The following is a 16,559-nucleotide window of genomic DNA, read 5'->3' as shown; positions in this document are numbered from 1 at the left end:
ATGCGACGACGCCGGTGACGATGACGGCGTCCGCGCGACAGCGGCGCTAGTGTGAGCGCACACGGCGTCTATCGCGCCGTGACCTCGCATTCAAGAAAGGCGTATCGTGCGATTCCTCGATGCCGTCACCACCGCGTACGAATACCAGGGATTCTGGGGATCCTTCTGGGACATCATCTGGTGGTTCCTCTGGATCTTCTTCTTCGTCGTCTACCTTTTCGCGCTGTTCGCCGTGATCGGCGACCTGTTCCGCGACCGCAACCTGAACGGCTGGCTCAAGGCGCTGTGGATCATCTTCCTGATCTTCGTGCCGTTCCTGACGCTGCTGGTCTACCTGATCGCCCGCGGCAAGGGCATGGCCGAGCGCGGCGCGCGGGAGGCGGGCGAGCTGCAGAAGGCGCAGGACGCCTACATCAAGTCCGTCGCCGGCGGCTCCGCGGCGAGCCCGGCCGACGAGATCGCGAAGGCCAAGGCGCTCCTGGACGCCGGCACCATCACGCAGGCCGAGTACGACGCTCTGAAGGCCAGGGCACTCGCCTGATCCGCCTCGCGCGGAGCGCGTGATCCTCGCAGAGACGGGAGCGCCCCCGTCCGCCTAAGGGTGGACGGGGGCGCTTCCCGTTGCGCGTGCGACGATGCGGGCCACCATGTCGTCCGCGGTGGTGTTCTCGCCGGGGACGTTCGGCTTGCCGAGCCCGTGGTAGTCGCTGGATCCTGTCACGATGAGGTCGCGCTCGCGGCACAGCGCGCGGAGCGTCCCGAGCGCGGGCTCGCGGTTCTCGCGGTGGCCGAGCTCGAACCCGGCGAGGCCGGCGCCGAGCATCCGCTCCAGCAGCGGCATCGGCAGCAGGCCCGCCCTGCCGGCCGGGTGGGCGATGACCGGCACTCCCCCGGCGCCCACGACGAGTCTGACGGCGGTCACCGGATCGGGGGCGTACAGGGCGACGTAGTAGTCGCCGCGCGGGCTCAGGATCCCCGAGAACGCCTCTGCGCGGTCGCGCACGAAGCCGCGCGCCACCAGCGCGTCGGCGATGTGCGGGCGCCCGACGGTCGCGCCGTCGGTGGTCTGGGCGAGGATGTCGTCCCACACCAGGTCGTAGTCCCGCGCGATGCGGTCGGCCATCAGGCGGGCGCGGTCTAGCCGCGACGACCGGATGCGGGTGGTCTCCGCTCGCAGCGCGGGCTCGTCCGGGTCGGGAAGGTACGCGAGCACGTGCACGCTGCGCCATTCGTGGCGTGCCGACAGCTCCATCCCTGGGATGAAGCTCATGCCGAGGGATGCCGCCGCCTCGGCCGCCTCCGCCCATCCTGACGTCGTGTCGTGGTCGGTCAGCGCCGCCGTGCGCACGCCGTGGCGGTGCGCCGACGCCATGACCTCGGCGGGCGGCTGGGTGCCGTCCGACTGCGCGGAATGCAGGTGCAGGTCGCTCGGCCCTTCGAAGCGCTGCGGTCCCGGCATCCTCCGAGCGTAGCGCGGCGGCGCGCGGCGATCGGATGCGCATGTCGCGCGCCACGCCCCGGGTGCTGACGGATCTCCCAGGCTGCTCGCATAGGCTCGCGGTCGTGCTTCGCCTGCTCGGGATCCTCTTCACCGTGCTGTGCGCCATCGGTGCGGCGGTGCTGACGTGGCCGGCGTTCTTCCGCGTCGAGCGGGTCTTCCCGATCGCGCAGATCGTCTCGTTCCGCGGCGTCCTCGCCGGCGTCTTCATCGCGGCCGCCGTGGTCGCGCTGCTGCTGGCCATCGCGCGTCCGATCCGGGCTCTCGCACTCTCGATCGCCGTCGTCGCGGGCGTCGCGGCCGTGGCCAACCTGGGCGTGATCGCAGCCCGCGGAGGCCTCGGCACCGACCCGCTGCCGGTGAAGACCGAGACGAGCGTCCGCGTCATGACGTGGAACACCGCGGGCCCGGCCACGGCGCCCGAGACGATCGCGAAGATCGCCGTGGCGATGGATGCCGACATCGTGGCGCTTCCCGAGACGACCATCGAGACGGGCGAGCGGGTCGCCATCGCGATGCGCGATCTCGGGCACCGGATGTGGGCGCACCACGCGGAGGACCCGTCCACGGAATGGGATGCCGGATCCACGACGCTGCTGATCTCCCCCGAGATGGGCGACTACGCCGTCATCGAATCGTCGCAGAACGGCACCAGCAACACCTCGACGGTGCCGAGCGCCGTCGCGATGCCGGTGTCGGGACAGGGGCCCATCGTCGTGGCCGTCCACGCCGTGGCTCCGCGGCAGAGCTACATGCAGAGCTGGCGGGACGACCTGCAGTGGCTCGCCGACCAGTGCGTCGACGGCGACGTCATCATGGCCGGCGACTTCAACGCCACGGTCGACCACATGTCGGGCCTCGGCATCGACGGAGGCACGCTCGGCCACTGCACCGACGCCGCGGTCGAGACCGGCAACGGCGCGCTGGGCACGTGGTCGTCCAGCGTCCCGGCCATCCTCGGCGCGCCGATCGACCACGTCATGGCGACCGACCGGTGGCGCCCATCGGGCTCGCTCGTGCTGCGCGCGATGGACGGCTCGGGGTCGGACCATCGCCCCCTGATCGTGCAGTACGAGCCCGCCGGCTGAGCCTGCCGCGGGTGTTCGCGCCCGTGCGAGACTGGACGCATGAGCAGCGCAGCCGACGACACGGCCACCCCCGCGACGCAGCCCTCGACGAGCACCAATCGCCGCCAGCCGTTCGGTCAGGGCTTCCTCGACACCATCTCCACCGGATGGGCCGAACGGCCGGACTCCGCACCGCCCGCGCGCGTCCAGGCGCCCTTCGCCGCAGCCCGCCGCGACGCGGTGTCGGCGGCCTTCCCGGGCCGACGACTGGTGATCCCGGCCGGCGAGCTGAAGCAGCGCAGCAACGACACCGACTACCCGTTCCGCGCGCACTCCGCCTTCTCGCATCTGACGGGGTGGGCCTCGGACTCGGAGCCCGGCGCGGTGCTGGTGTTCGAGCCGCGCTCGGGCGGCGGGCACGACGTCACGCTGCACTTCCGCGAGCGCGCCGATCGCACGACGAGCGAGTTCTACTCGGATGCCTCGATCGGCGAGTTCTGGATCGGGCCGAGGCCCGCCCTGTCGGGCGTGGCCGCCGACCTCGGCCTTCCGACGGCCCACATCGACGACTTCGAGGAGCGCGACGGCGACCTCGTGGTCGGCGAGCACGACGAGCTCACGCGCTTCGTCTCGGAGCTGCGCCTCATCAAGGACGCGTACGAGATCGGTCAGATGGAGCTCGCGGTTCAGGTCACCGCGGACGGCTTCGACGACATCGTCGCGAACCTGCCGGCGATCGTCGACCACCCGCGCGGCGAGCGCGTCGTGGAGGGCGTCTTCCACCGGCGCGCCCGCAGCGACGGCAACGCGGTCGGCTATGACACGATCGCGGCTTCGGGCCCGCACGCCTGCTACCTCCACTGGACGCGCAACGACGGCGCGGTGGTCCCCGGGGATCTGATCCTGATCGACGCCGGCGTCGAGGTCGACAGCCTCTACACCGCCGACATCACGCGGACCCTGCCGGTGAGCGGACGCTTCACCGAGGTGCAGCGCCGGGTGTACGAGACCGTGCGCGAGGCCGCCGACGCGGCGTTCGCCGCCGCGCGGCCCGGTGTGCGCTTCCGGTCGATCCACGAGGCGGCGATGCAGGTCATCGCGGCGCGAGTGGCCGAGTGGGGCCTGCTGCCGGTCAGCGCGGCAGAGGCGCTCGACGCCGACGCGGGGGGCCACCACCGCCGCTACATGGTCCACGGCACGAGCCACCACCTCGGCATCGATGTGCACGACTGCGCGCAGGCGCGGCGCGACATGTACTACGACGGGCTCCTGGAGCCCGGCATGGTGTTCACGATCGAGCCGGGACTGTACTTCCAGATCGACGACCTCACCGTCCCCGAGGAGTACCGGGGCATCGGCGTGCGCATCGAGGACGACATCCTCATGACCGAGAACGGCCCCGTGAACCTGTCGTCGGCGATCCCCCGCACCGCCGACGAGGTCGAGGCCTGGATCGCGCGCGGCAGCCGCTGACGTGTCCTTCACGCCTCCCCCGTCGTTCACGACGCGCCCGACCCTCACCGGCACGTTCGGCATGTCGGCCTCGACGCACTGGCTCGCGACGGCGACGTCCCAGGCGGTGCTGGAGCGCGGCGGCAATGCGTTCGACGCGTCCGTCGCCGCGGCCTTCGTGCTGCACGTCGTCGAGCCTCATCTCAACGGGCCCGGCGGGGACCTCGTCGGCATCTTCCAGACCGCCGACGCGGCCGCGCCGACGGTTCTCATGGGTCAGGGCCCCGCTCCCGAGGCGGCGACCATCGACCACTACCGAGCGCAGGGCCTCGACCTCCTGCCGGGCGCCGGCGGCCTGGCCGCGGCGGTGCCGGGCGCCGTCGACGCGTGGCTCCTGCTGCTGCGCGACCACGGCACGTGGGAGCTGGCCGACGTGCTCGCGTACGCGATCGGCTACGCCCGCGACGGCCACCCCCTGGTCGCCGGCGCCGCGGCGACGATCGCGCGGGTTGCAGAGCTGTTCCGCGACGACTGGCCGACCTCCGCCGCCCTCTGGCTGTCCGACGGCGAGCCTCCTGCGGCCGGGGAGATCGTGCGCAACCCCGCCTACGCCGAGGTGCTGGACACCCTCGTCCACGCGTCCTGCACCGTGCGCGACGACGGACCTGTGGGCCGCGCGGCGCGCATCGACGCCGCGCGCCGGGAGTGGAAGACGGGATCCGTCGCCCACGAGGCATCCGCGTTCCTCGCGCAGCCGCACCGCCACTCGGACGGCGGCGCGCACGCGGCCGTCATCACCGCCGACGACTTCGCCGCGTTCGATGCGGCGTACGAGCCTGCGCTGACGCGCGAGTTCCGAGGGCGCACGGTCGCGAAGGCCGGTGCGTGGACGCAGGGCCCGGCGCTGCTGCAGACGCTCGGCCTGCTGGAGCCCCTCGCGGACGAGCTGCTCGACCCGTCGCAGGAGGAGGGCGCCCACACGATCCTCGAGGCGCAGAAGCTCGCGCTGGCCGACCGCGACGCCTGGTTCGGCGACGACGACGTCGACCTCGAGGCGCTGCTGTCCGCGGACTACCTCGCCGAGCGCCGCGCCCTCATCGCGGGCACCGCGTCGGCGGAGTTCCGGCCAGGGTCGCCCGCGGGCGGCACCCCGTTCCGCCCCCCGCTGCGCGAGACGTACGACGCGCCCGCGGTCGGCACCGGCGAGCCCACGGTGCCCCCCGGCGAGGCCCGCGTGGCGGCGTCGGGCGAGACCCGCGGCGACACCTGCCACCTCGATGTCATCGACCGCTGGGGCAACATCGTCTCCGCCACGCCCTCGGGAGGCTGGCTGCAGTCCTCGCCGACCATCCCGGCGCTCGGCTTCTGCCTGGGCACCCGCCTGCAGATGACGTGGCTCCAGCCGGGGCATCCGTCGTCCCTCATGCCGGGCCGGCGACCGCGCACGACCCTCACGCCGACGCTCGTGCTGCGCGACGGGGCGCCGGAGTTCGCGATCGGCTCGCCGGGCGGCGACCAGCAGGATCAGTGGCAGCTGCTGGCGCTGCTGCGCATCATCGTGGGCGGCTACGCGCCACAGCAGGCGATCGATGCGCCGGCGCTGCACACGACCGCGATGCCGGAGTCGTTCTGGCCCCGCACGTGGACGCCCGCCGGCGCCGTGGCCGAAGCCCGCCTGGGCGATGCCGTGATCGAGGGCCTCGAGCGTCGCGGTCACCGCGTCACGCGCGCGGGAGACTGGGCGCTCGGTCGCGTCTCCGCCGTCGGGAGGGATGCCCGCACGGGTGTGCTGTGGGCCGCCGCCAACCCGCGGGGCATGCAGGGCTACGCGGCCGGCCGCTAGCAGGCCACGCGGCGGGATGCGTCAGGCAGCTCGCACCCGCACCGGCGGGCCGACATACCGCGCGGACGGCCGGATGATCTTCGGATCGGCTGACTGCTCGAGGATGTGCGCCGTCCACCCGATCGTGCGGGCGAAGGCGAACGTCGGGGTGAACATCGACCGCGGCAGTCCGCACTGCTCCATCACGAGAGCGGCCCAGAACTCCACGTTGGTGTGCAGCGCGCGTCCCGGCTTCGCCGCGGCGAGCAATCGTTCCGCGGTCTCCTCGAACCGCAGCGCCAGCTCGACGCGAGCACCGCCCCGCCGCTTCGCGATCCGCTTCATCAGCTCCGCCCGCGGGTCGGACGTCCGGTACACGGCGTGCCCGAACCCCATCAGCCGGCGGCCGGCGGCGAGCTCCCCGCGGATCCAGGGCTCGATGCGCTCCGCCGTGCCGACCGCGTCGAGTCCGTCCAGGGCGCGGGACGGCGCACCGCCGTGCAGCGGCCCCGTCAGCGCGCCGAGGGCACCCACGAGGCAGGAAGCGGCATCCGCTCCCGTCGACGCGATCACCCGAGCCGTGAACGTGGAGGCGTTGAAGCCGTGGTCCATCACGGAGATCAGGTAGGCCGTCAGCGCCGCCTCGCTCTCGGCGTCCGCAACGGTGCCCGTCACCTGGTGCAGGTAGTCGGCGACGAGGCCCCGGCCGGAAAGCGGCGGCAGCGGCTGCTGCCCGTTCCGCCTGCGCCACAGCGCGCCGACGATGACGGGCGTCGAGGCGGCGAGCTCGATCGCGTCGATCAGGCGCTCGTCGGCGGTCAGGTCGTAGAGAGGACGGATGCCGCGCCGCGCGGCCAGCAGCGACCACACCGCCGCGAGCCCTGCCATCACCTCCGGTGTCGCCGCGGACACGGCGTCGACGGCGGCGGCGACGTCGTCCGCGCACCGGGTCCTGGCGGCCTGGATCCGACGCGCGAACGCACCGCGGGAGGCATCCGTCGGGTCCTCTCCGGTGACGAGCAGCTGCCAGGCATCCTCGAAGTCGGCGGCCTCGGCGAGCTCGATCGCGGAGCGGTCGCGGTACTGCAGCAGTCCCTCGGCGCCGCGCACATCGCTCACCGCCGTCTCGGCGACGATGACACCCGCCAGGCCCCGGGGTGCGTCGATCGCGGCCGATGGCGTCGTCGTGCTCATGTCGTCTCCTTCCGTCGGGCGGGCGCCGTGCCGGCGAGCCGCTACACTCAGGGTCGGACTTGATTCCGTTTTCGTCAATCTTGATCGGATCAACATCGATGGACGCCCTGCCACGGCTCTCGGCCGCCGAGGCGGCCGCGCGCCTCGGGGTCAAGCCCGAGTCGCTCTACGCGTACGTCTCGCGCGGCCTGCTGTCGCGGGAGCGCGACGCGACCGGCTCGTGGTTCGATCCCCTCGAGGTGGAGGCGTTCGCCGGCCGGCGTCGCCGTTCCCCCGCCCCGCCCTCCAGCGGGGCGGCGGCCGGGACCCCGCTCATGGTGCTCGACACGCGGCTCGCCCACGTGGAGGACGACGCGCTGCACTACCGCGAGCGCTCTGCGGCGCGCCTTGCACGCGAGCAGTCGTTCGAGGACGTCGTCTGCTGGCTGTGGGGCATCCGCACGCTGCGCCCGCCGGATGCCGACGACGTCCAGGTCGCGCGCCGCACGATCGCGGCGCTCGGCGACGCCAGCCGTCCCCTCGACCGGCTGGCGGCGGGGGTGACCGCGCTGGCGGTGACCGACCCGCTGCGTGACGATCCGGCGCCGGAGCAGCTCGCGCGCATCGGGGCACGGCTGGTGACGGGGCTCCCCGCGGCGCTCCTTTCCGAGGGCGCACCCGGCGCGGTCGCGCCGACGCTGTGGCGCGCGCTCGGCGGCCGCGACGACGCCGACGGCATCCACCTGCTCGACGCGGCACTGATCCTCGTGATCGACCACGACCTGGCGCTGTCGACGCTCGCGGGCCGTGTCGCGGCGTCCGCGCGCGCGTCGGGCTACGCGGTCGTGACGGCCGCGCTCGGTGCGTTCGACGCGCCGCTGCACGGCACGGCGAGCCGCTCGGCGTTCCGGCTCCTGCGCGCCGTCCGGGACGGCCAGGCGCCGGCACCGGCGATCGCGCGCGCGGTCCGCGACGGCGGGCGCGGCATCCCCGGCTTCGGCCAGTCGCTCTATGCCGGGGCCGACATGCGGGCGCGGCTGATGCTCGAACTGCTCCGGGAGGCGCCGCAGAGCGCCGACGTGATGGCGGCGGTCGACGCCGTCACGGAGGAGGTGGCCCGGCGCACCGACACCCGCCCGAACCTCGATCTGGCGCTGGCGGCGCTCACCCTCTGGGCGGGCATGACCGAAGACGCCGGCGCCGTCGTGTTCGCCGTCGGGCGCATCGCGGGGTGGATCTCCCACGCGGTGGACGAATACGACGAGCGACCCATGCGGCTGCGCCCCCGCGGGCGCTACGTGGGTCCGCCCGCGGAGTGAGCCGCGCGGAGCCACGCGACGATCGGCGGGACCAGCTCGGCGGCGACCTCGGCGGGCGGCCGCTTGCGGCCCTTCACCTCGAACGAGTGGCCGCCGCCCTCGATCCATGAGATCTCGGCCGACCGGCACGAGGCGACGGCCCCTTCGAGCTGCTCGTGCGGATCGATGAACGGGTCGTTCGAGCCCGCCACGAAGAGCTGCGGCTGCGGCACGTCGGGCAGGTGCGCCACACGGGCCTTGTCGGGGCTGCCGGGCGGATGGAGCGGATACCCGAGGTACACCAGGGCGGCCGGGTCGATCGCGCCCTCTGCGGCCGCCATCGACGCCATCCGCCCGCCGTACGACTTGCCGATCGCGAACACCGGCGCGCCCGCTGCGCGGTCGGTCAGCTCGGCGTGCACCGCCCGCCACGTCGCGACCGCATGGGCGGCCGGCCCCGGCATCCGTCGCCCCGCCTGGACGTAGGGGAAGTTGAACCGCAGCGTCGCGACGCCCGCCTCGGCCAGCGCGTCGGCGAAGCCCAGGAGGAAGGGATGCCGGTACCCGGCGCCCGCCCCGTGGGCGAGGGCGGCGTAAGCCCACGCCGAGGGCGGCGCGAGCAGATCGGCCGAGACCTCGACCCGCCCGCTCGGCAGCTCGACCGGGACGGTCGCGGGGGTCGACACCGTCACGGTGTCACGGGCGGTCCGCGCGGTCGTCGGCGGCGACGTCCGGCGCCTGCTCGGGCGCGGCGTCGTCGTCCGCGTCCCCGGTCCGCTCGGGAGGCGCCGCCAGCCGCTCGCCGTACTTGGGCGGCTCGTCGGCGGGCGTCGGTGCGGATGCCGGGGCCGATGCCGGGGCCGATGCCGGTGCGGATGCCGCGGCCGCCGGGATCGTCGTCGGCGCGGAGGACTGCGGACCGAGGACCTGACGGGCACGGCTCACACTGCCGTCGGTGACGGTGACCTCGTAGTGGTCGGCGACGACCTGCATCACCGACGCGAAGTCCCGGCGGCGGCGCACGAAGGAATACGCCACAAGGCTCATCAGCATGCCGATCGCGATCCCGACGAACAGCACTCCCACGAACGCCTGGATCGGCACCGACGGCGAGCCGATCACGAGGATCGCGGAGAACAGCAGACCCAGGAGCAGTCCGTTGACGGCGCCCGACCGGGCGGCGGAGGCATACCCGAGACGACCTGTGATCCGCTCGATGGAACGCAGACCCTGACCGACGATCGCGATCTCGCGGGCCGGGATCTCGGCGGCGATGAGGGACGACACCGCCTTCTGCGCCGCCTCGTACGTCGGGAAGCTCGCCACCGTCTGTCCGACGGCGTCCGAGCCCTTCAGGGGACGGCCTCCCATGATGGTCATCTCCCCATCCTCCCACGGCACGCGGACTACGCTGAGACGTGTGAGTACGCAGAGGGTTTTCGTCGCGCGCCTGTCCGGGTGCTCGGTCTTCGACCCCGCCGGCGACCGCCTCGGCAAGGTCCGCGACGTCGTCGTCATCTATCGCAAGGACGATCCGCCGCGCGTCATCGGACTCGTGGTCGAGATCCCCGGCCGGCGCCACGTGTTCGTCTCGATCGGGCGTGTCACCTCGATCGCCACCGGGCAGGTCATCACCACCGGCCTGATCAACGTGCGTCGCTTCCAGCAGCGCGGCGGCGAGGTCCGCGTCATGGCCGAGATGCTCGGCCGCAAGGTGTTCTTCGCCGACGGGTCCGGCACCGCCGTCATCGAGGACGTCGCCATCGAGCGCAACCGCCTGGGCGAGTGGGACGTCGGCCAGCTCTTCCTCCGCAAGCCCAAGACGAGCGCCTCCCCCTTCGCCAAGGGCGCAACGACGTTCGCCAACTGGGATGCGGTGCGCGAGAGCCAGGTGCCCGGCGAGACGCAGTCCGCCGAGCAGCTGGTCGCCACCTACTCCGAGCTGCGCCCGGCCGATCTCGCGAACACCCTTCTCGACCTGCCCGAGGAGAGGCTCCTCGAGGTCGTCGAGGAGCTCCCCGACGACCGTCTCGCCGACGCGCTCGAGGAGATGCCCGAGGAGGAGCAGGTGCACATCCTCGAGGCGCTGGACGACGAGCGCGCCGCCGACATCCTCGATGCGATGGAGCCCGACGACGCCGCCGACGTGCTCGGTCAGCTCCCCGAGGATCAGCGCGAGGAGCTGCTGGAGCTGATGGAGCCCGAGGAGGCGGAGGATGTCCGCGCGCTCCTGAAGTACGGTCCCGACACGGCGGGCGGCCTCATGACGAGCGAGCCCATCGTGCTCTCCGCCGACGCCACCATCGCCGAAGCGCTCGCCCTGATCCGTCGGCACGAGCTGCACCCCGCTCTGGCCGCGGCCGTGTTCGTGACGCTTCCGCCGTACGAGACGCCGACCGGCCGGCTGCTGGGCACCGTGCACTTCCAGCGGATGCTGCGCTATCCGCCGCACGAGCGGCTCGGCGCGATCATCGACGACACGCTGGACCCGGTGCCTGCCACCGCCTCGGCCGCGGAGGTCGCGCGCCTTCTCGCTTCGTACAACCTGGTGTCGCTCCCCGTCGTCGATCCCGCGCATCGCCTCGTCGGCGCGATCAGCGTCGACGACGTGCTGGACTACCTGCTGCCCGAGGACTGGCGGTCGCACGATGCCGATGAGAGCGGACGCCCGGCAGCGGCACCCGCGCCGGCCACGACCCCGCGCGCTCAGCCCGGAGGCGGCGCCCGCGGCGGGAGGAGGCGCTGATGGCACGTGCGACCCGTCAGCCGGCCCTCGACGCGCCGCGCGGCCGCTCCGGCATGCTGCAGCGCACGCCGCAGCAGTCCAGCGATCGCTTCGGGCGCTTCTCGGAGGCGTTCGCCCGGGCCATGGGGACCTCGGGGTTCCTCATCGGCATGACGATCTTCGTGATCGTCTGGCTCGCCTGGAACACCTTCGCCCCGCGGGAGCTGCAGTTCGACCCGCGTGAGTACAACTACACCCTGCTGACGCTGATCCTGTCGCTGCAGGCCTCGTACGCCGCGCCGCTCATCCTGCTCGCGCAGAACCGCCAGGACGACCGCGACCGCGTGCAGATCGAGCAGGATCGCCAGCGCGCCGAGCGCAACCTCGCCGACACCGAGTACCTGGCGCGCGAGGTGGTCGCCCTGCGCATGGCCGTAAACGACTTCGCCGATCAGGTCGTGACCCGCGACGTGCTGCGAAGCGAGCTGCGCACGCTCCTGGAGAAGCTCGACGCCACCCCCGAGGCCCAGGACGGCACGCACCGATGAGCGCGGTGCCCGCGGACGCCGTCCGCACGGCGGTCGGCGCCGTCCTCGACCCGGAGCTGCGCCGGCCCATCGGCGAGCTCGACATGGTGCGCGACATCTCCGTCGACGCGGGCGTGGCCCACGTGGCGATCGCGCTGACGATCGTCGGGTGCCCCGCCGCAGACCGCATCGCCACGGATGTGCGCACCGCCGCGGCATCCGTTCCCGGCATCACGGACGTGGCGCTGGAGGTGGGGGTGATGACCCCGGCCGAGCGGCACGCCCTGACCGAACGCCTGCGCGGCGGACGGGGTCGCGAGATGCCGTTCGGCCCCGGCTCGCTCACCCGCGTCATCGCGGTCACGAGCGGGAAGGGGGGCGTCGGCAAGTCGACCGTCACCGCCAATCTCGCCGTCGCCCTCGCCGCACGCGGACTCGCGGTCGGCCTCATCGACGCCGACGTGCACGGGTTCTCGATCCCGGGTCAGCTCGGCCTGGTCGGCCCCGACGGGTCCGTGCCGCAGCCCACCCGCGTCGACGACCTGATGCTGCCGCCGGTCGCCCACGGCGTGAAGACGATCTCCATCGGCATGTTCCTGCGCCGGAGCGGCGGCGACTCCCCGCTCGGCGCGGTCGCGTGGCGCGGGCCGATGCTGCACCGGACGGTGCAGCAGTTCCTCACCGACGTCTTCTTCGGCGACCTCGACGTGCTGCTGCTGGACATGCCGCCGGGCACCGGCGACGTGGCGATCTCCGTCGGACAGCTGCTTCCGAACGCCGAGGTGCTGGTGGTCACGACGCCGCAGACCGCGGCCTCCGATGTCGCGGTCCGCAGCGGGCTGGTCGCGCGGCAGACCGGGCAGCGGGTCATCGGCGTGGTCGAGAACATGGCGGCGATGACGCTCCCCGACGGGACGGTGCTCGACCTGTTCGGCCACGGTGGCGGCGCGGCCGTGGCCGAGGCCCTGTCCGGGTCCGGGTCCGAGGTCCCGCTGCTGGCCTCCGTGCCGCTGAGCCCCGTGGTCCGCGCCGACGCCGATGCCGGCGTTCCCGCGGTCCTCGCGCATCCGGACGATCCGGCCGCGCGCGCCATCGCCGACATCGCCGCCGCGCTCTCCCGGTTCCCCAGAGGCCTGCCGGGCCGCTCCCTCCCCTTCCGTCCGCGCTGACGCGGCCGGCCGATCAGGTGGCTTCGCTGTCGAAGGGCGTCGGGCCGTCGTCGGGGCCGCGGAAGGGCGATCGCACGGGCGTCGTGGGCGGCACCGGTGCCGCCGCCTGGGTGCGCACGGTCTGCACCGGAGCGTCGTCGAGCAGCGCCTCGCGGATGATGCGCCGCGGATCGTACTGGCGGGGGTCGAGCGTGCGCCAGTCGACGTCGTCGAAGTCCTCGCCCATCTCGTCTTTCACGCGGGTCTTGGCCGTCGACACCCACTCCCGCGCCCGCCTGGTGAACTGCGCGAGCGACTCCGCGTAGCGCGGCAGCCGCTCCGGCCCGATGATGAGTGCCGCGACGAGTCCGATCAGCAGGAGCTTCTCGATCGTGAGGCCGAAGATCATGAGATCAGGTTACCGCCGCGCCTGTGCTGCCAGCGCCACGGCGCCGCGTAGGCTGGCGGCGGAGGGATGCCGATGGGAGAGCACGACGCGAACCAGCGGTTCGTCGACGAGGTGACGAACGAGCCGGATCACATCGCGCGGGCCCGCGCGCACGCGCTGGAGCTCGGTGCGGCGCCGATCAGTCCCGCGATCGGGGCCCAGTGCGCCGTCATCGCCGCCGTCTCGCAGGCGCTCAACATCGTCGAGATCGGCACCGGCGCCGGCGTCTCGGGGCTGTGGCTGCTCCGCGGCTCCCCGCGCGCCACTCTCACCACGATCGACAAGGAGCCCGAGCACCTCGGCGCGGCCCGCCAGGCGTTCGCCGAGGCGCGCATCCCGCCGGCACGCGCTCGCTTCATCACCGGCCGCGCCGCGGAGGTCCTCCCCCGCATGAATGAGGCGTCCTACGACATCGTCCTCGTCGATGCCGACCCCGACGGGGTGATCGAGTACGTCGAGCACGGCCTGCGACTCGTCCGCGCCGGCGGGACCGTCCTGGTTCCCCGCGTTCTCGCAGGAGGAGCGGTCGCCGACCCCGTGCGGAGGGATCCGGTGACCTCCGCCTACCGCTCGCTGATCCAGGAGACGCAGAGCTCCCCCGCGGTCATCGGCGCCCTCTCCATCACCGGCGAGGGGCTGCTGCAGCTCACCACCGTGCCGACGACCTAGACGACTCGGACAGACGCGAACGGCCGGTCCTCTCGGACCGGCCGTTCGCGCAATGCTTCTCAAGCGGCGTTGACGACGCCCCCCAGGACGTCGTAGAGCTCCTTGGCCTCAGCGTCGTTCACCGAGACGACCAGACGACCGCCTCCCTCGAGCGGCACGCGCACGATGATGAGTCGACCCTCCTTCACGGCCTCCATCGGCCCGTCTCCGGTTCTCGGCTTCATGGCTGCCATTGCGGCTCCTTTTCATCGATGGTCTGCGCCTCAAGTTTATCGTGAGGCATGAGTGAACGGGCACGCCTGGGGAAAGCGGCATCCGTCGTCCCCGGTCACGGCACCTGCCACGTGTGGTTGCCGAGGGCGTACATGTTGTAGATCCACCACCACTGCCCGATGAGGCACGCGAGCAGCACTCCGATGCGCCACAGCCGCGACCGCGGGACCGCGAACGCGCCCCACAGCGGCGAGAGCGGCAGCAGGAGTCGGAAGATGCTCGACTGCGGGAAGAACACCAGGAGGAGGTAGACGAGGTAGCTGGCACTCCACAGGCGCAGCTCGACACCGAGCCTGCGGACCTGGGGCAGCAGGAGGAGCGCTGCAGCGACCGCCACCACCCCGATGGCGAGAGCGGCATAGCCGAGCCAGACCGGCAGGTTCCACATCGTCCCGAACCAGAACGCCGCTCCCGACAGGAACGGCTCGAACGGCACGAACTCGGCGTCGCCGGGCACCCAGTTCCGGCGCCACGCGAGCTCGGTGGCCAGATACGCGTCGGGCACGCCGGTCACCCACCCCGCGATGACCTGCCATGCGAACCCGGCGACGGCGGCGAGCAGTCCCAGCGCGACGATGTGGACGATCTCGGGCGTGCGCAGCGGCTCGCGCGCGCGGCTCCGCCACCGCCAGATCCCGAAGAGCGCCAGGAAGAGGGAGAAGGCGAGCACCCCGGGACGCGTGAACGCCATGAGCGGGATCAGCGCGTACAGCCAGACGTAGCGCCGGCGCATCACGCACCACAGGGCGCAGAACAGCCACAGCAGGTTCAGCGCCTCGGCATAGCCGACGTGGAAGAGTGCGGCCAAGGGGCCGGCCGCGCAGAACGCGACAGCCCACAGCGCCGCCTGATCGTCCAGTCTCGGACGCAGCAGGTGATAGAGGACGACGGATGCCCCGTACCCGGCGAGCAGCGACACGATCAGGGCACCCGCCGGCCACGCTCCGAACGGGAGCGAGACGAGCTGGGCGAGCAAGGGGTACAGCGGAAGGAACGCCCAGGCGTTCTCGGCGACCTGCCCGGTGTCCGTCAACGGCAGCTCGGCGGGGTAGCCGGAGTACGCGATCAGCCAGTACCACGAGCCGTCCCAGGCCACGACCGTGTCCATGATCCCGGCGTCGGGACCCATCCGGGAGCCGAACCCCGACAGCTCGGCGGCCACGAAGAGCAGCAGCGCCGTCACGGCGCGCGCGCCGAGGTAGATCGCGGCGACGAGCACCGCCGTGCGGGCCGCGGAGCGCGGCGCTGCGCGCTGCGTCAGCTCGTGGTCAGCCACGCGCGCAGGCCCCGCTCGACCGCCTCGATCTGCGCGATCGCCACGCGCTCGTCATCGTGGTGGGCGAGGTGCGGATCACCGGGACCGTAGTTGACGGCCGGCACGCCCAGAGCGCTGAACCGCGCCACGTCGGTCCACCCGTACTTCGGACGAGGCTCTGCGCCGACAGCCCGCAGGAATTCCTGGGCGAGCGGCGCGTCGAGGCCGGGACGGGCACCGGCCGCGGCATCGACGATCTCCACGTCGAAGCCCGCGAACACGTCGCGCACGTGGCGCTCCGCCTCCGCGACGTCGCGGCTGGGGGCGAACCGGTAGTTCACCTCGACCTCGCACAGATCGGGGATCACATTGCCGGCCACGCCACCGCCGATGCGGACGGCGTTCAGGCCCTCGCGATAGACGAGTCCCTCGACCTCGACGTCGCGCGGGCGGTAGTCGGCGAGGCGCCCGAGGATCGGCGCCGCCTTGTGGATCGCATTCTCGCCGATCCATGCGCGGGCGCTGTGCGCGCGGACGCCCGTCGTGCGCACCATCGCGCGCAGGTTCCCGTTGCACCCGCCTTCGACCTCGCCGTTGGACGGCTCGCCCAGGATCGCGAAGTCGCCGGCGAAGAGGTCGGGGCGGGTGCGCGCCAGGCGGGTGAGGCCATTGAGGTCGGCATCCACCTCCTCGTGGTCGTACCACATCCAGGTGACGTCGACCCGGGGCGCCACGAGCTCCGCAGCCAGCTTCAGCTGCACCGCGACACCGGCCTTCATGTCGACGGTGCCACGACCACACAGGAACGGCTCACCGTCGAGGGTGATGTCCTTGGTGGGGACGTTCCCGTTGATGGGGACGGTGTCGATGTGGCCGGCGACGACGGCGCGCTGCGCGCGGCCGAGGTTCGTGCGGGCAACGATCGTGTCACCGTCTCGGTACACATCGAGATGGTCGAGCGGCGACACGGTGGCGAAGATCGCGTCGGCGAGAGTCCCTTCGTCACCGGAGACGCTCGGGATGTCGCAGATGGTGCGGGTGAGGTCGACAGAGGAGACGGAGAGATCGAGCGTCGGCATCCCCCGAGTCTACCGACGCGACATAGCGCCTTAACGCGGAATGGCCACCCTGCGTTGGGTGGCCATTCCGTGTAATGGGTGTCCGGCGGTGTCCTACTCTCCCACAGGGTCCCCCCTGCAGTACC

17 protein-coding genes are annotated in these 16,559 nt (G+C 72.6%); 9 read left to right on the top strand and 8 right to left on the bottom strand.

The window, feature by feature from the left end; translation table 11 throughout:
* Window positions 1–106: 106 nt before the first annotated feature.
* Window positions 107–541, top strand: coding sequence for an SHOCT domain-containing protein (locus ACFRAL_RS17240; protein ID WP_336399317.1), 435 nt, complete (start codon window positions 107–109; stop codon window positions 539–541).
* A gap of 54 nt (window positions 542–595) precedes the next feature.
* On the opposite strand, the gene ACFRAL_RS17235 is transcribed toward ACFRAL_RS17240, so the two are convergent.
* On the bottom strand, window positions 596–1,459 hold the full coding sequence (locus tag ACFRAL_RS17235; protein ID WP_378885333.1) for a PHP domain-containing protein: 864 nt from the start codon (window positions 1,457–1,459) through the stop codon (window positions 596–598).
* A 104-nt stretch (window positions 1,460–1,563) separates the two neighbouring features.
* Here ACFRAL_RS17235 and ACFRAL_RS17230 point away from each other — a divergent pair, with 104 nt between their 5' ends.
* Genes ACFRAL_RS17230 through ACFRAL_RS17220 form a run of 3 tightly spaced genes read left to right on the top strand, consistent with a single transcriptional unit; the run spans window position 1,564 to window position 5,860 of the window.
* Window positions 1,564–2,586 (top strand): endonuclease/exonuclease/phosphatase family protein, encoded by a 1,023-nt coding sequence (locus ACFRAL_RS17230; protein ID WP_336399315.1) that lies wholly within the window; start codon window positions 1,564–1,566, stop codon window positions 2,584–2,586.
* Window positions 2,587–2,625: 39 nt separating this feature from the next.
* Window positions 2,626–4,038: an aminopeptidase P family protein gene (locus tag ACFRAL_RS17225; protein ID WP_336399314.1), complete on the top strand. Its 1,413-nt coding sequence runs from the start codon at window positions 2,626–2,628 to the stop codon at window positions 4,036–4,038.
* A gap of 1 nt (window position 4,039) precedes the next feature.
* A complete protein-coding gene (locus ACFRAL_RS17220) occupies window positions 4,040–5,860 on the top strand; it encodes a gamma-glutamyltransferase family protein (RefSeq protein WP_378885329.1) in 1,821 nt (606 codons plus the stop codon).
* A gap of 21 nt (window positions 5,861–5,881) precedes the next feature.
* On the opposite strand, the gene ACFRAL_RS17215 is transcribed toward ACFRAL_RS17220, so the two are convergent.
* Entirely contained in the window at window positions 5,882–7,033 is a 1,152-nt protein-coding gene (locus tag ACFRAL_RS17215; RefSeq protein WP_378885326.1) for a citrate/2-methylcitrate synthase, read from the bottom strand.
* Between the two features lie 98 nt (window positions 7,034–7,131).
* On the opposite strand from ACFRAL_RS17215, the gene ACFRAL_RS17210 reads away from it, so the two are divergent.
* On the top strand, window positions 7,132–8,331 hold the full coding sequence (locus ACFRAL_RS17210; RefSeq protein ID WP_378885323.1) for a citrate/2-methylcitrate synthase: 1,200 nt from the start codon (window positions 7,132–7,134) through the stop codon (window positions 8,329–8,331).
* Here ACFRAL_RS17210 and ACFRAL_RS17205 read toward each other — a convergent pair.
* Together ACFRAL_RS17205 and ACFRAL_RS17200 are read right to left on the bottom strand one after the other, a co-directional pair.
* Window positions 8,307–9,002 (bottom strand): alpha/beta family hydrolase, encoded by a 696-nt coding sequence (locus tag ACFRAL_RS17205; RefSeq protein ID WP_378885321.1) that lies wholly within the window; start codon window positions 9,000–9,002, stop codon window positions 8,307–8,309. The two genes, ACFRAL_RS17210 and ACFRAL_RS17205, sit on opposite strands and share 25 nt — an antisense overlap.
* Window positions 9,003–9,006: 4 nt before the next feature.
* Window positions 9,007–9,690 (bottom strand): general stress protein, encoded by a 684-nt coding sequence (locus ACFRAL_RS17200; RefSeq protein ID WP_378885318.1) that lies wholly within the window; start codon window positions 9,688–9,690, stop codon window positions 9,007–9,009.
* Window positions 9,691–9,730: 40 nt separating this feature from the next.
* Between ACFRAL_RS17200 and ACFRAL_RS17195 the strand changes: the two genes are divergently transcribed.
* The 3 genes from ACFRAL_RS17195 to ACFRAL_RS17185 are packed head-to-tail and all read left to right on the top strand — an operon-like array spanning window position 9,731 to window position 12,731.
* Complete coding sequence (locus tag ACFRAL_RS17195; RefSeq protein ID WP_378885315.1) at window positions 9,731–11,056, top strand: magnesium transporter MgtE N-terminal domain-containing protein; 1,326 nt, start codon at window positions 9,731–9,733, stop codon at window positions 11,054–11,056.
* On the top strand, window positions 11,056–11,583 hold the full coding sequence (locus ACFRAL_RS17190; protein WP_336399307.1) for a DUF1003 domain-containing protein: 528 nt from the start codon (window positions 11,056–11,058) through the stop codon (window positions 11,581–11,583). The genes ACFRAL_RS17195 and ACFRAL_RS17190 overlap by 1 nt, the downstream gene beginning before the upstream one ends.
* Complete coding sequence (locus tag ACFRAL_RS17185) at window positions 11,580–12,731, top strand: Mrp/NBP35 family ATP-binding protein (protein ID WP_378885312.1); 1,152 nt, start codon at window positions 11,580–11,582, stop codon at window positions 12,729–12,731. Before ACFRAL_RS17190 ends, ACFRAL_RS17185 begins: the two co-directional genes overlap by 4 nt.
* A 13-nt stretch (window positions 12,732–12,744) precedes the next feature.
* On the opposite strand, the gene ACFRAL_RS17180 is transcribed toward ACFRAL_RS17185, so the two are convergent.
* Window positions 12,745–13,119: a Sec-independent protein translocase TatB gene (locus ACFRAL_RS17180; protein WP_336399305.1), complete on the bottom strand. Its 375-nt coding sequence runs from the start codon at window positions 13,117–13,119 to the stop codon at window positions 12,745–12,747.
* 72 nt (window positions 13,120–13,191) lie between these two features.
* On the opposite strand from ACFRAL_RS17180, the gene ACFRAL_RS17175 reads away from it, so the two are divergent.
* A complete protein-coding gene (locus tag ACFRAL_RS17175) occupies window positions 13,192–13,827 on the top strand; it encodes a class I SAM-dependent methyltransferase (RefSeq protein WP_336399304.1) in 636 nt (211 codons plus the stop codon).
* Between the two features lie 59 nt (window positions 13,828–13,886).
* On the opposite strand, the gene ACFRAL_RS17170 is transcribed toward ACFRAL_RS17175, so the two are convergent.
* The 3 genes from ACFRAL_RS17170 to dapE all read right to left on the bottom strand — a co-directional run bounded on the left by ACFRAL_RS17170 (window position 13,887) and on the right by dapE (window position 16,434).
* The gene (locus ACFRAL_RS17170) at window positions 13,887–14,060 is read right to left on the bottom strand and encodes a DUF3117 domain-containing protein (RefSeq protein ID WP_019179788.1); all 174 of its coding nucleotides are present in this window, start codon (window positions 14,058–14,060) and stop codon (window positions 13,887–13,889) included.
* Window positions 14,061–14,155: 95 nt separating this feature from the next.
* Entirely contained in the window at window positions 14,156–15,376 is a 1,221-nt protein-coding gene (locus ACFRAL_RS17165) for a hypothetical protein (RefSeq protein ID WP_336399303.1), read from the bottom strand.
* Window positions 15,358–16,434, bottom strand: a complete 1,077-nt coding sequence (gene dapE, locus ACFRAL_RS17160) for a succinyl-diaminopimelate desuccinylase (RefSeq protein WP_378885306.1) — start codon at window positions 16,432–16,434, stop codon at window positions 15,358–15,360. The genes ACFRAL_RS17165 and dapE overlap by 19 nt, the downstream gene beginning before the upstream one ends.
* Window positions 16,435–16,559 lie beyond the last annotated feature (125 nt).

This window comes from Microbacterium sp. NPDC056736 (genome assembly GCF_042790415.1).
In the GTDB taxonomy this organism is placed as follows: Bacteria; Actinomycetota; Actinomycetes; order Actinomycetales; family Microbacteriaceae; genus Microbacterium.
This window is presented reverse-complemented; position numbering and strand designations above follow the sequence as displayed.

What these genes read in the sequence shown, in the direction of transcription:
- ACFRAL_RS17235 (WP_378885333.1), bottom strand. Translation starts at nt 1,459, where the DNA reads ATGCCGGGACCGCAGCGCTTCGAAGGGCCGAGCGACCTGCACCTGCAT.
- ACFRAL_RS17225 (WP_336399314.1), top strand. Translation starts at nt 2,626, where the DNA reads ATGAGCAGCGCAGCCGACGACACGGCCACCCCCGCGACGCAGCCCTCG.
- ACFRAL_RS17215 (WP_378885326.1), bottom strand. Translation starts at nt 7,033, where the DNA reads ATGAGCACGACGACGCCATCGGCCGCGATCGACGCACCCCGGGGCCTG.
- ACFRAL_RS17210 (WP_378885323.1), top strand. Translation starts at nt 7,132, where the DNA reads ATGGACGCCCTGCCACGGCTCTCGGCCGCCGAGGCGGCCGCGCGCCTC.
- ACFRAL_RS17200 (WP_378885318.1), bottom strand. Translation starts at nt 9,690, where the DNA reads ATGACCATCATGGGAGGCCGTCCCCTGAAGGGCTCGGACGCCGTCGGA.
- ACFRAL_RS17190 (WP_336399307.1), top strand. Translation starts at nt 11,056, where the DNA reads ATGGCACGTGCGACCCGTCAGCCGGCCCTCGACGCGCCGCGCGGCCGC.
- ACFRAL_RS17185 (WP_378885312.1), top strand. Translation starts at nt 11,580, where the DNA reads ATGAGCGCGGTGCCCGCGGACGCCGTCCGCACGGCGGTCGGCGCCGTC.
- ACFRAL_RS17180 (WP_336399305.1), bottom strand. Translation starts at nt 13,119, where the DNA reads ATGATCTTCGGCCTCACGATCGAGAAGCTCCTGCTGATCGGACTCGTC.
- ACFRAL_RS17175 (WP_336399304.1), top strand. Translation starts at nt 13,192, where the DNA reads ATGGGAGAGCACGACGCGAACCAGCGGTTCGTCGACGAGGTGACGAAC.
- ACFRAL_RS17170 (WP_019179788.1), bottom strand. Translation starts at nt 14,060, where the DNA reads ATGGCAGCCATGAAGCCGAGAACCGGAGACGGGCCGATGGAGGCCGTG.
- dapE (WP_378885306.1), bottom strand. Translation starts at nt 16,434, where the DNA reads ATGCCGACGCTCGATCTCTCCGTCTCCTCTGTCGACCTCACCCGCACC.